Origin of the sequence: Paenarthrobacter sp. (genome assembly GCF_031180005.1) — a bacterium.
In the GTDB taxonomy this organism is placed as follows: domain Bacteria; phylum Actinomycetota; class Actinomycetes; order Actinomycetales; family Micrococcaceae; genus Arthrobacter.
Genome location: NZ_JAPSHI010000005.1, coordinates 24,154 through 36,823, shown reverse-complemented (window position 1 = coordinate 36,823; position 12,670 = coordinate 24,154). Strand labels below are relative to the sequence as shown.

Annotated in this window: 9 protein-coding genes; 5 read left to right on the top strand and 4 right to left on the bottom strand. The window is 61.5% G+C overall.

The window, feature by feature from the left end:
- Positions 1 to 79: 79 nt before the first annotated feature.
- Together RIF72_RS05470 and RIF72_RS05465 are read left to right on the top strand one after the other, a co-directional pair.
- A complete protein-coding gene (locus RIF72_RS05470) occupies positions 80 to 1,384 on the top strand; it encodes a glycosyltransferase family 87 protein (protein WP_309073844.1) in 1,305 nt (434 codons plus the stop codon).
- 109 nt (positions 1,385 to 1,493) lie between these two features.
- Complete coding sequence (locus RIF72_RS05465) at positions 1,494 to 2,681, top strand: glycosyltransferase 87 family protein (RefSeq protein ID WP_309073843.1); 1,188 nt, start codon at positions 1,494 to 1,496, stop codon at positions 2,679 to 2,681.
- 16 nt (positions 2,682 to 2,697) lie between these two features.
- Here RIF72_RS05465 and mptB read toward each other — a convergent pair whose 3' ends face one another.
- Complete coding sequence (gene mptB, locus RIF72_RS05460; RefSeq protein ID WP_309073842.1) at positions 2,698 to 4,296, bottom strand: polyprenol phosphomannose-dependent alpha 1,6 mannosyltransferase MptB; 1,599 nt, start codon at positions 4,294 to 4,296, stop codon at positions 2,698 to 2,700.
- A 175-nt stretch (positions 4,297 to 4,471) separates the two neighbouring features.
- Positions 4,472 to 5,359, bottom strand: a complete 888-nt coding sequence (locus RIF72_RS05455) for a GDSL-type esterase/lipase family protein (RefSeq protein ID WP_309073841.1) — start codon at positions 5,357 to 5,359, stop codon at positions 4,472 to 4,474.
- A 218-nt stretch (positions 5,360 to 5,577) separates the two neighbouring features.
- Between RIF72_RS05455 and RIF72_RS05450 the strand changes: the two genes are divergently transcribed.
- Both RIF72_RS05450 and RIF72_RS05445 read left to right on the top strand, forming a co-directional pair.
- Positions 5,578 to 6,861, top strand: coding sequence for an MFS transporter (locus RIF72_RS05450; protein ID WP_309073840.1), 1,284 nt, complete (start codon positions 5,578 to 5,580; stop codon positions 6,859 to 6,861).
- Positions 6,862 to 6,935: 74 nt separating this feature from the next.
- Entirely contained in the window at positions 6,936 to 8,045 is a 1,110-nt protein-coding gene (locus RIF72_RS05445; protein ID WP_309073839.1) for a DNA alkylation repair protein, read from the top strand.
- 31 nt (positions 8,046 to 8,076) lie between these two features.
- On the opposite strand, the gene RIF72_RS05440 is transcribed toward RIF72_RS05445, so the two are convergent.
- Complete coding sequence (locus tag RIF72_RS05440) at positions 8,077 to 8,904, bottom strand: helix-turn-helix transcriptional regulator (protein WP_309073838.1); 828 nt, start codon at positions 8,902 to 8,904, stop codon at positions 8,077 to 8,079.
- Between the two features lie 86 nt (positions 8,905 to 8,990).
- Here RIF72_RS05440 and ilvD point away from each other — a divergent pair, with 86 nt between their 5' ends.
- The gene (gene ilvD, locus RIF72_RS05435) at positions 8,991 to 10,853 is read left to right on the top strand and encodes a dihydroxy-acid dehydratase (protein ID WP_309073837.1); all 1,863 of its coding nucleotides are present in this window, start codon (positions 8,991 to 8,993) and stop codon (positions 10,851 to 10,853) included.
- Here ilvD and RIF72_RS05430 read toward each other — a convergent pair.
- Positions 10,850 to 12,658, bottom strand: a complete 1,809-nt coding sequence (locus RIF72_RS05430; RefSeq protein WP_309073836.1) for a thiamine pyrophosphate-requiring protein — start codon at positions 12,656 to 12,658, stop codon at positions 10,850 to 10,852. The two genes, ilvD and RIF72_RS05430, sit on opposite strands and share 4 nt — an antisense overlap.
- Between the last annotated feature and the right edge of the window lie 12 nt (positions 12,659 to 12,670).

The window sequence follows — 12,670 nt, the reverse complement described above, 5'->3', positions numbered from 1 at the left end:
GCATGCGGGGGTTTTTCGGTCCCATGAAAATTGGGGATTGCTGAGGCAAGGACCCACCTAGCCAGGAAGTTCTTCGTTGATGGACAGTTTTTTCAGTATGCTCGCGGAAATTCGCGGTAAAACAATCCCAGCGAGGTTGGCGGCACGCATGAACTCCCCGCGGGGCCTTCTGTGGGGCTTCGTGGTGATTCACCTGGTGTTTCTGGTCTTCGCGGCAGTGCTCTCGTCGCGTGGCGAAGCCTTCAGCGACACCTTTATTTACCGCGACTGGGCGCTGGCAGGGTTCGACGACGCAAACTTGACCGGGGGACCAAGCCCTTGGGTTTACCCCATCCTGGCGTTGATTCCCATGGGTTTGGCAGCAGTTGCCGGTCCGGGCCCTTTCTTCTTCCTGTGGGTCCTGCTCACCACACTGCTGAACGGTTGGGCAGTGCTCAAACTCACTGACCGCGGCCGCCGGCAGGAAGCAATCCCGGCCGCCTGGTGGTGGCTGGTATTCGTCTTCCTCATGGGTTGGTTGGGCTTCGCCCGCGTCGACGGACTAACTGCCCCCATAGTTCTTGTGGCCCTTGTTTACGGAGTCACGCGGCCCTTCGTCGCGTCGGTCCTCCTTAGTGTCGCCACTTGGGTGAAGGTGTGGCCCGCTGCTGTGATGTTGGCGCTGTTCGCAGTGGTCAGGAAACGCCTGCACGTTGTGGCAGCAGGAATTGCGACGACGGCGGTTGTGGTTGCGCTGGCCGCGGCAGTTGGTGCCGTTCCCAAGTTGCTGAACTTCCTGACACAACAGGGAGATCGCGGCATGCAGCTGGAAGCGACCTTCACCACCCCATGGTTGTGGTTGTCTGTCCTCGGCGTCGGGGACTCCCGGATGTACATGAACACTGACATCAACTCCATGCAGGTGGACGGGCCCGGCACTGCGTTCATGTCAGTGCTGATGCAGCCGCTCCTGCTGCTGGCAGCGGCCGCCGTCGCCGGTTTGACCTTCTGGGCCCTGCACCAAGGCAAGCTCAACGGCGGAGTGGACCGGACAGAACTCCTGCTTTCCGGGTCGCTCACACTGGTGACCGCCTTCATAGTTTTCAACAAAGTGGGTTCACCGCAGTTCATGGTGTGGCTCGCACCGGCTGTAGCCGTGGGGCTGGCGCACAACTGGAAAGAGTGGCGCGTTCCGGCCACCATGCTGATAGTGATCGCAGTTGCCACCTACTTCATCTACCCGCTCTTCTACGATGCGTTGAGCCACAACAATCCTTGGATGGCCCTGGTCCTCACTATCCGCAACGTCCTGCTGGTGGTTCTCTTCTTCTGGTCGGCGCGTCGCTTGTATTCACTAGGACGTAAGCCCTCCGTGGTCGGCGCACCAGCTGGCAAGGAGCTCTAAGATTTCCGCGACGTTCTTCGACCAACTGGTCCGTATCCGCAGCCGTGTCCTGCCTCCGGCAGTTATAGCGTGGTTCGCCCGTCCCTCCAGCGTATGGTGGGGATTCGCCGTGGTGCATTTCTACTTCCTGTGCTGGATGGCATCCTTCTTCCTCAGCGGCAACACTTTCAGCGACACTGAGCAGTACCGTCAGTGGGCCATGGATGGCTACAACCCGGAGAACCTCGACGGGAAGATCAGCCCCTGGGTTTATCCCGTGCTGGCCCAGATTCCCATTTTCCTGGCGGGGATAGCCGGTCCGGACCTCTACTTGCTGATGTGGACCTTGCTGATCACGGCCCTCAACGCCCTGGGTCTCTGGTACCTGACGCGTGGCCCACGGCGGGTCACCGGGATCGCGCCAGCATGGTGGTGGCTGTTCTTCACGGTATTCATGGGGTACCTCAGCTTTGCCCGTGTTGAAGGCATCACCACCTCCATCGTTTTGATTGCCTTGATCTGCGCCGCCCAAAGACCCGTTGTTGCGTCCGTATTGTTGAGCATCGCAACGTGGATCAAAGTGTGGCCCGCAGCGGTGCTGGTACCCATCATCATCGCTTCCCGTAACCGGCTCCAGATGATCGCTGCCGGGGTGGGCGTCACCGCCGTCGTAGGTCTTGGAACCTACCTCGCTGGGGGCTTCAGCCACATCCTGGATTTCCTGATCAACCAGGGCGAGCGCGGCATGCAACTGGAAGCCACCTTCTCCACGCCCTGGGTGTGGCTGAGTGTCTTCAACATTGCCGGATCCAAAATGGCCGACAACACAGCCATTAACTCCACGGAGGTCTACGGACCCGGTGCCGAGGTCGCGGCGTTCCTGATGCAGCCGCTGCTGATCGTTGCAGCGATCGCGGCCGCCATCCTCCTGGTCCGTGCGCTGAATCGCGGAGCGGAGCGCGAGGAGCTGTTCCTCGAAGGCGCGTTGATGATGACTACGGCGTTCATCGTGTTCAACAAGGTAGGCTCGCCGCAGTTCATCATCTGGCTGGCTCCTGTGATCATTGCCGGCCTGACGCACGACTGGAACCGGTGGAAGGTGCCGGCCGCCCTGCTGATGGGGATCGCCATGACCACGTTCGTGATCTATCCGCTGTTTTACACCCCGCTCATCCACGCACACCCGATCATGGCTGCTGTGCTCACCACCCGGAATGTCCTGCTGGTGGTACTGCTGTGGTGGTCCGTGCAGCGGACGGTTGAACTGGGGCGGCGCGTGAACCGGGACGGCGCTCCGGCGGTTCCGAAAGCGCTTTAGAGTCCAGTCCAGCGCTTCAGCGAATATTCGGAGGGCGGTGGAGCAGGCGACGGTCAGTCTGCCCCACCCAGCGTGAAAGCTTGCCCTGGACCAGGAGCCTGCGGGTGTGGATGTCCAGAAACACCAGGTAGAAGGCGAACAGAAGCGCGATGGCGAAGGCCAACGAGGACAAGTCCACGGAGACCTCCACGAAAGACCACACTGACAACTGGTCTTGCGCACCGAACACCACAAAGAATGTGACGCCGACGTAGAGGCACCGCATCTGCCAGTCGTCCCTGATCCCCGTCACGGCCAGGAAGGGCACGAACCAGAGAATGTACCAGGGCTGAATGATGGGGGAGAGGAGCACGATCGCTGCGAAGGCAAGGGCCATGCGCCGTACAACGCGGGAATGGTCTCCGCGGAACATCAGCACGAGGACCAGGACCACTGCGCCCCACTTCATGGCCGCTCGCAGGACGTCCGCCATCGCATTGCCGGGCAGGCCCAGGGCGTTGCCGAGGAACTCAATTTGTTGGCCCAGGAATCCAGACGGTGAGTAGCCCGTGAACCCGGGAGTGGGGTCCGTGATGGCCCATGCCCAACCCAGGCCCAAGCCATAAGGGATGCCGCTGATCACCAGGATGGCGAAACTGATGCTCGCGGTCGCGGCCCAAATACCAAACTTGCGCGGCCAAGACGCCCCGGCACCGGCCCACATCAGTCCAATGAAGGGCAGCAACAAGACGGTGGCCGGTTTGATTCCAATGGAAAGTGTGACCAGCAGGATGCCCAGTAACGGCCGCTTAGTGGCCGCAAAATAGGTTCCCGCGACGGCGAAGCCCACCATGATGGCGTCGTTGTGGGCGCTGGCGACGAAACTGATGAGGAAGAGTGGGTTGGCCACGGCAATCCAGAGCGCCCGGGCACCATTGATCCCGTGAAGCTCGGCGAGCTTGGGAACATAGACAACGCACAGCAGCACCCCGCCAGCGGCCAAGAGCCGGAAGAGCAAGACTGACACGTCCGGCTGGGCGCCCGTAATGGCAACCACTGCGTGGGCCATCCACAAGAAGTAAGGCCCATAAGGAGTACGCGCTTCCGCCCAAGCCGGGTCCGCGCCCAAGGCGAACCAGTTGTTCAAAGCCGAGATGCCGACGTCGTAAGGGTCTTGCCCTTCCATCATCAGGCGGCCCTGGCCTATATACGCATAGACGTCACGCGAATACACGGGCACAGCGAACAGCAAAGGAAGGGACCACGCGCCGATCGCCGCAACTATCGGTTTGAGCGAATTCCCTTCCCAGCTGCCCATTCGTTGGCCCAACCTCAGCCAGGACCGAACCAGCAACATGGCCCCCACGGTCAGGAGGACAGCGGAGATAGTCACGCCCCAGCCTTCAGTGCGGAGTGCGATGACTATGGGGTGGCGGATCATGGGGGATCCGTTGGCAATCCATCCGATCCCAATGGAACCTGCGAACATGAACAGGGATCCGAGGAAGCCCTGCAGGATGGCGGGATACGCTACTGGCTTCGTCTCGGGAACTGCTGCCTTCGGGGCCTTTGTAGTGATGGGGTTCGTGATTGCTGGAGTCCCGGGATGCGGGCCGGGGGTACTGCCTGCCGTCATGACTGGTCGGTTCCCCCACTCACGGTATGGCGCTCCTAAAAAATAAAACGCGGATTGATGCCGAAGGGCTTGTACTTGCGGCAAGTGAAATTTTAGCGTCGATCGAGCCAACACCACCACAGGCGCGGCAAAGGGTGACGGACTCCATAGCGACGCCACGGGGTGGTCGCCGCGTTCATGCCTGATCCGGGATGTGCCGCGGGTCGTGGGCGATATATGCTCCGGGAAGCATGCCAGCTCCGAAGACAGGGCCGGGCTCCGGTCGTTTCGGTTGGTGTCCGTCGCCCCCGTTTCGCTGCGTCAGGCGACGAACCACCCATGGAAAGAGATGTTCGCGAGCCCAGACGATGTCTCCCACCCGCGCCTCACGCCAGCTGCGCTCGGGTAGGGGTTTGGGCGTCAAAGGCTCCAGGGAGTGCGGAATGTTGAGGGTATCGAGCACCATGATGGCAATGGTGTGTTGACCGAGTGGGGAGAAATGTAGCCTGTCCGGATCCCACATCCGGTGATCCGTAAGTTGGCGCAGTGCCCAGAGATCGGCGATCACGGCATCATGGCGGGCGGCGACCACCCGGATGTTCTCGTTATAGATAGCTACCTTGCCGCGGGTCCGGCCCAGCACAGGCGTCGCGCCCCAGTCCGGGCCGGTAAAGAGCACGATTGTGGCACCGGTCGGGGCCAGCCTTTCGACGCCTGCGTCCAACTCGAGGGCAAGCTTGTCCGGATCGCTCCTATGGAAGAGCAGGTCATTGCCGCCGGCGTTGAGGGTAACGAGGTCAGGTTGAAGCTCGATTGCCGGTCCCAGCTGCTCTTCAAGAATCTGGTGGAGCAGCCGTCCGCTGATGGCCAGGTTCGCGTAGGCGAAATCCTCATGATCGGTGCTCAATTCTTCCGCAACCCGGTCCGCCCAGCCGCGGAGGCCGCCGGGACTCCTCGCTTCAGGATCCCCCAAACCTTCCGTGAACGAGTCGCCCAAAGCCACATAGCGGCTCCAGGGGTGCAGGCCAGCCCCGAAGCTACCGGAACCACCCTGCGCCAAACCGCTGGCACCGGGAGCGTTCATGCCTCCATAGTGCGCCGAATTGTGGATTTTTTGTACAGCGGCTGCCCTATGGAGGGTACTTCCTTATGCGAAAGCGGCCCGCAGATTGAATATATCAATTTGAAGAACCACAATGCTAAGATACTTCGCATCAAGAAAATGAGCACTTATGCACCTCGATGGTTCCCCGATGGCATACCCCGCTTCGACTTCGAAGCCCTCACAACTAAGGATGTCCGATGGACACGATGAGCGAACCCAAGATGCAGGATGAAATCAAACCGAACTGGTGGGTACTTTGCCTGGCATTTGCCGCTGTAGTGCTCGATGGATACGACACAGTGGCACTAGGAGTGTCCATTCCGTCGATGTCCAAGGAATGGGGAGTTGAGCCCGCCCATTTCACCCCGGCCCTCGCATTTACCAGTGCCGGGGTGGCTCTCGGTTACATGGCGGTAGGACGCTTAGTAGCAAAAATGGGCACTCGGAATGTCATCTTTTTCGCCGTCGTGCTCTTCACGATTGGTTCACTGCTGACAGCGTGGACGGGTTCAATAGTGGAGCTGACGATCTTTCGTTTCGTGACAGGGTTGGGTTTGGGGGCCGTGTTGCCTGCGGCTGTCTCACATGCGACCGCCGTCAATCCTTCGCGTTTTCGCCAATCGATTGCGGTGGTCGTGATGACAGGGATTTCATTTGGGGCCCTCATTGCTGGACTCGCCGGCGGTGTTGTTACTAATACGCTCGGGTGGGGATGGGTTTTCATTTTCGGCGCCATCGCCTCAGGAGTACTGCTGCCGTTCCTGTGGATCGGCCTATCGGGCAAACACGCGTCGATCACTCCCATCGATCCGTCAGAGGCCAAGCACCACGCCTCGGTAGCCCGTCTTTTTGATGGCCCTGTACGGAGCAGAACGCTTCTGCTGTGGTCTTTCTCATTCCTTATTTTCGCCGTTTACTACGTGTTCTCCTCGTGGCTGCCCACCCTGCTTACGAGCTACGGTTTCGGCCTTGGTCTGGCGCCCTTGGGATCAGCGGCGTTGGGCATAGGAAGCATCGTTGGCGCCGGTGTGCTGATTCTGGGATCACGCCGACGCCGGATGACGTCAGTCTTGGCCGCGACTTCAGCAGCAGCAGTCGCGTTCCTCGTCATTTCCGCATTCCTCGGTCCAGACAAGGCTATGTTGCTGATTGTCTTCGGTGGCGTTGGTCTTGGGCTCCAAGCTGGCATGATCGGCCAGGCGGCTGTTGCCGTAACCCTGTACCCTCAAGCAACTGTGACCGCCGGGGTGGGGTGGGCAGCTTCACTGGGGCGACTCGGATCGATAGTGGGCCCGGTATTCGGTGGCATTCTCATCGGCCTTAGCGTGGACACCGGCACCATAGTTCTCGCAGTGTGTATACCGGTGATCGTGGCTCTGGTTTTGGTGCTGATCCTAGGGCGGATTACAGCCGGAAAGGCTACAGCTCCCGAACCATCCCAGCTCGACAAACAACCCCTTACGTCCCCGCCTGCGGGCTAGTACAAGGGTGGCCAGACCGCTCTCGTTGTCACTCCAATCGCCTACCATGGCAACACTGGCGAAGGAGAAAATACATGGGCGCGATGGATGAGCTGATCAATTCCAGTGTTGTAACCGAACTGCGATCCATCCTCATGGGCGCCGAGCCCGGAGTTGAACTGCCGACATTGGAGCGCTCACGTAGCTCTCTCGCCGGGCAACGCCTCCGGCAGCGGGTTGATATTGTCAGGGACGCGCTCCTTGAGGACATGCCGGCCGGCTACTCGGCCGTTCACAGGATCATGCTTGATGCTCTCGATGACCCTCGTTTTACGGGATGGATGGTCTGGCCGGCCACCGAAGTCGTGACCGGCAGGGCACTGCAATCGGGGTCGCTCGCCGACTTCGACGCCGCTCTCACGGTCTTGTCCCGCCTGACCGAGAGGCTCACGGGAGAGTTTGCTGTCCGTGACCTTATAGCTGCGCGGCCGGAACGAGCTATCGCGACCATGCAAACCTGGACCAATCACGACGACGAAAACGTCCGCCGTCTTGCCACCGAAGGCTCTCGTGCCTACCTGCCGTGGGCCAAAAGGGTTCCTTGGCTGGTGGCTAATCCAACAGCAACGCAGGGGATCCTGGAGGCCACCTACCGGGATCCCACCGAATATGTTCGACGATCCGCAGCGAACCATCTTAACGACCTGAGCCGGATCGATCCGCAGCTGGTGATAGCCACTGCGCTCCGTTGGTCAAAGAAACCTGATGACACCACTCCCAAGGTGATCCGCCATGGACTCAGGACACTGGTCAAACAGGGCAATCCGGAAGCACTCGCCCTCCTGGGTTACTCGGGTGGCAAACTCGTGGTCAGGGAGCCTCGAATCCTCCACACTTCAGTGGCATGGGACGGAACCGTGGAATTTTCCGCCGAGGTGGTGAATGAAGGCCCCCAGCCCGCTAAAGCAGCTATTGATTATTCCATCGGTTTCCAGCGGGCCAACGGCACGGTAACGGCTAAGACTTTCAAGCTCACGTCCCGACAGCTTGCGCCAGGTGAGGCCGTCACTGTCACAAAGACACATTCTTTCCGCCCAATCACAACCCGGTCTTATTACCCAGGGCAGCACTACGTAGTAGTCCAGGCAAACGGTCTCGCGTCGGTGCCGGCGAACTTCGTCCTGAACAAGAGGGAGCCCAGCTAAAGGCAAGCCCCGCCGGGTCCCCGGATGTACATCAGATCCCCATCAACCTCCGCATCTGCTCCCCGGCGTCGCTGCCCGGGGCAGGCGTGTAGACCACAATATGGAGGTCCGGCCGGTCCGAGGGCGAAACCTGATGGTGTTCCATGTGCAGGACGCCGACTGCGGGGTGTTGGAACTGCCGCTCGCGGGATTCGAAGCCGAGGATGTCGTATCGGTCCCAGCTTTCCTGGAATTCAGGGCTGGCTTCCTTGAGCCGTCCTACTTGGTACTCCACATCCGGGTCTCCCAGGCGCTGCCCGGTTTCGGCCCGGAACTCGGCCAAAAAGCGCTTGCTGGTGACGTCCCAGTCGGGGAGCAGGTCGCGGATGTAGGGATCAGTGAAGACCAGCCACAAAAGGTTCCTATCGGCGGCGTCGAACGTTCCAATGTTTGGGTACAGCGCCTCGTAGGCGCGATTCCACCCGGCGATGCCCCAGTCCGGGGACAATGCGTAGGAGGGGTTGGGGTCCAACGCGTCCAGGAGTCGCTGAACATGGGCGGGAGCATCGGCCGCTACGGGTCCCTTGGGCGGTGCGGACGAATAGCCACCCAGAGACAGCACGTAGCTCAGCCCGGTGTCCGAAAGATGCAGGGTGCGGGCTACGGCTTCCAACACCTGGCGGGACGGACTGATGTCCCGGCCCTGCTCAAGCCAGGTGTACCAAGTAACGCTGACCCCGGAGAGGAATGCTATCTCTTCCCTTCGGAGGCCGCGCTCGCGGGAACGTCCCACCGGGGGCAGGCCGTAGTCCGACCGCAGCGCTTGGGTGCGGCGGGTCCTGAGGAAGAGTCCCAGTTCCTTGCGTCTCTCATCTTTCACGGACTCAACACTATTACTCTGGTACTTTCACTACTAGTAGCAGCACCGTCTTCCGCCAGCTGTAGAACAACAGCAGGATGGTACACATGCCTGCACTTCGCTCCAGAACAGTCACCCACGGCCGCAACATGGCCGGAGCCCGCGCACTGCTGCGCGCCTCCGGCGTCGCCAACACCGACATCGGCAAGCCGATCATCGCTGTGGCCAACTCCTTCACTGAATTTGTTCCCGGCCACACCCATTTGGCTCCCGTGGGCCGGATCGTCTCCGACGCCATCCTCGCCGCCGGCGCTGTTCCGCGCGAATTCAACACCATCGCCGTGGACGACGGTATCGCCATGGGTCACTCCGGCATGCTCTACTCATTGCCGTCCCGCGACCTGATTGCCGATTCCGTTGAGTACATGGTCAACGCACACTGCGCTGACGCCCTGGTCTGCATCTCCAACTGCGACAAGATCACGCCCGGCATGCTCATGGCCGCGCTGCGCCTGAACATCCCCGTGGTGTTTGTCTCCGGAGGCCCGATGGAGGCCGGACGCGTGACCCTGACGGACGGCTCTGTGCGCTCCCTGGACTTGGTGAACGCTATTGCCGACGCGGTGGACGAATCCATCTCCGATGAAGACATCAACCTCATCGAAGAGAACGCCTGCCCCACCTGCGGCTCCTGCTCGGGCATGTTCACCGCCAACTCCATGAACTGCCTCGCCGAAGCAATCGGCCTGGCCCTGCCGGGCAACGGCTCCGTGCTCGCGACCCACACCGCCCGCAAGGCGCTGTACGAGAAAGCCGGCGCCACCGTCGTCGAGCTCGTGAAGCGCTACTACGACGGCGACGACGACTCCGTCCTGCCGCGCTCCATCGCCACCGCCGAGGCCTTTGACAACGCCATGGCCCTGGACATCTCCATGGGCGGCTCCACCAACACCATCCTGCACCTGTTGGCCGCAGCCCAGGAGGCGGGCGTGGAGTACGGCTTGGCCGAGATGGACGCCAAGTCCCGCCAGGTGCCCTGCCTGGCCAAGGTGGCTCCGAACGTCGCCGGAGACAAGACGTACTACATGGAGGACGTGCATCGCGCCGGTGGCATCCCCGCCCTGCTGGGTGAGCTGAACCGCGGCGGCCTCCTGCACAAGAACGTCCACTCGGTGCACTCCAATGACCTGGACGGTTGGCTGGACGACTGGGACATCCGTGGCGGCAAGGCAACCGACGAGGCAAAAGAACTGTGGCACGCAGCCCCAGGTGGAGTCCGTTCCTCCACCGCTTTCTCGCAGTCGAACCAGTGGACCTCCCTGGATACCGACGCTGCGGGCGGCTGCATCCGTTCCGTGGAGCATGCCTTCTCCAAGGACGGCGGCCTGGCTGTGCTGCGCGGCAACGTCGCAGTGGACGGCGCCGTGGTGAAGACCGCAGGCGTGGACGAGTCCATCTGGACCTTCGAAGGCCCCGCAGTTGTGTGCGAGTCGCAGGATGAGGCCGTGGAAAAGATCCTGAACAAGACCATCAAGGAAGGCGACGTGGTGGTCATCCGCTACGAAGGCCCCAGGGGCGGCCCGGGCATGCAGGAAATGCTGTACCCGACCTCGTTCCTCAAGGGTCGCGGCCTGGGCAAGAAGTGCGCCCTCATCACGGACGGCCGCTTCTCCGGCGGTACCTCAGGCCTGTCGATCGGGCACATTTCGCCTGAGGCAGCCTCCGGCGGAGCTATCGCCCTGGTGGAGAACGGCGACATTATCAGCATCGACATCACCCAGCGCTCGCTCCAGTTGCAGGTCTCGGACGAGATCCTCGCCGAACGCCGCGAAAAGCTTGAAGTGAACGGCGGGTACAAGCCGAAGGACCGCGAACGCCACGTTTCGCCCGCGTTGCGCGCCTATGCCGCCATGGCACTGTCCGCGGACAAGGGCGCCGTCCGCGACGTCTCGTTGGTGGAAAACCTCTAGGGCGCATTGCGGCGGAGTTGGGACTCACCCTCCGCGTACATGTCCAGCAGGCTTCGTGCATGCTCACCTTCCGAGCCTTCTTCCGCCAGAGCCGAGCGCATGCCTTCTAGCTTCTCTGCTCCGGCAGGGAAGGGTGGGAGCAGCGGGATGTTCGGATCCGTCAGGACTTCGATGACGGCGGGGCGGTCCACGGAGAGTGCGTAGTCCCACGCATCGCCGAGCTTGGCGGGGTCTTCCACCCGAATTCCCGCCAAGCCCAGGAGCTCCGCATAGGCCGCGTAAGGGAAATCGGGGATTTCCTGGCTGGCGGGGAACCTCGGCTCTGCCTCTGTTTCGCGCTGCTCCCAGGAGACCTCGGCGAGGTCTCGGTTGTTGAAAACGCACACCACAAACCGAGGATCCGCCCAGTCTCGCCACCGGTGCGCCACCGTGATCAGCTCGGCGACACCGAGCATTTGCATGCCACCGTCTCCGGCAAGTGCCACCAACGGCTGGTCCGGGCGGGCCAGTTTCGCCGCTAATCCGTACGGGATGGCGCACCCCATGCTGGCGAGCGTGCCGCTCAGGTGGGCGGGCACTCCGGGCGGAAGGATCAGTTGGCGCGCGTACCAGTAAACGCAACTGCCGACGTCGATACTCAATTGAGCGTTGTCCGGGAGCCTGCCGTTGAGCTCGCGGACCACGAGTTCCGGATTCACAGGTTCGGCGGGAATGTTGGCACGTTCTTCTGAAAGCTGCCGCCACGCGCGGACCTGCTCTTCGACGTCGGCACGCCACGCTGAGCGCGATGGCTGGTGTTTACCGTCAAGGCGTTTAATCAGCTCGCTTAGGGTTTCGGCCGCGTCGCCCACGAGGCCCACCTCAACGGGGTAGCGGTTGGCGATTTTCCGGCCGTCGATGTCGATTTGCACAGCTTTGGCGGTGCCCGGCTTTGGATAGAACTCGGTCCAAGGGTCGTTGGATCCGATGATGAGCAGGGTGTCACAGTTCTCGAGGAGAAATGCGCTGGAAGTGGTGCCAAGGTGGCCCATGGTGCCCACGGCATAGGGGAGTGTCTCGTCAACGTAAGGCTTGCCGAGCAAGCTGGTGGTGATGCCGGCGTCGAGTTTTTCGGCGATTGCCACAACCTCTTCTGGGGCTCCCTTGGCACCCTGCCCAACGAATAACGCGATCCGTTCACCCTTGGAGAGGATGTCCGCGGCGGCGTCGAGTTCTTCGTCCCGGGGCATGACGCGTGCCGGATGCCAGATCGGAGCAGTGACCACGATTCCGTGTTCGTGCTCAAGCTCGGGGGCTTCAGCTGCCTGGATGTCGTGGGGGACGATCACGACGCAGGGCGATCTCGTCTCGAGGGCAGTGCGGAATGCGCGGTCGATCAGCATGGGGACTTGCTCGGGTGAACTGGCCAGCTGGTCGAACTGGGCGGCGACGTCTTTGAAGAGCGTCAGCAGATCAATTTCCTGCATGTAGGCCGAGCCCAGAACTGTGGTGCTCTGCTGCCCGATGATCGCCACCACCGGGACGCTGTCCATCTTGGCGTCGTAGAGACCGTTCAAAAGATGGACGGCGCCGGGGCCTTGAGTGGACGTCACGACTCCGACGCCGCCCGTGTACTTGCTATGTCCTACGGCCATGAAGGCCGCTGCTTCTTCGTGCCTCGCCTGGACAAATCCGATCTGGTCCTGGGAGCGACGGAGGGCGCCCATAAAGCCGTTGATGCCATCGCCGCTATATCCGAAAACCCTGTCCACGCCCCAGGCTTGGAGTCGTTCCACTATGAGGTCTGAAACCGTCCGCTGCGTCATGCTTGGCTCCTG

Excerpts from the sequence above, each read along its gene's own strand:
- mptB (WP_309073842.1), bottom strand. The coding sequence starts at position 4,296 with ATGACGGCAGGCAGTACCCCCGGCCCGCATCCCGGGACTCCAGCAATC.
- RIF72_RS05470 (WP_309073844.1), top strand. The coding sequence starts at position 80 with ATGGACAGTTTTTTCAGTATGCTCGCGGAAATTCGCGGTAAAACAATC.
- RIF72_RS05455 (WP_309073841.1), bottom strand. The coding sequence starts at position 5,359 with ATGAACGCTCCCGGTGCCAGCGGTTTGGCGCAGGGTGGTTCCGGTAGC.
- ilvD (WP_309073837.1), top strand. The coding sequence starts at position 8,991 with ATGCCTGCACTTCGCTCCAGAACAGTCACCCACGGCCGCAACATGGCC.
- RIF72_RS05450 (WP_309073840.1), top strand. The coding sequence starts at position 5,578 with ATGGACACGATGAGCGAACCCAAGATGCAGGATGAAATCAAACCGAAC.
- RIF72_RS05445 (WP_309073839.1), top strand. The coding sequence starts at position 6,936 with ATGGGCGCGATGGATGAGCTGATCAATTCCAGTGTTGTAACCGAACTG.
- RIF72_RS05430 (WP_309073836.1), bottom strand. The coding sequence starts at position 12,658 with ATGACGCAGCGGACGGTTTCAGACCTCATAGTGGAACGACTCCAAGCC.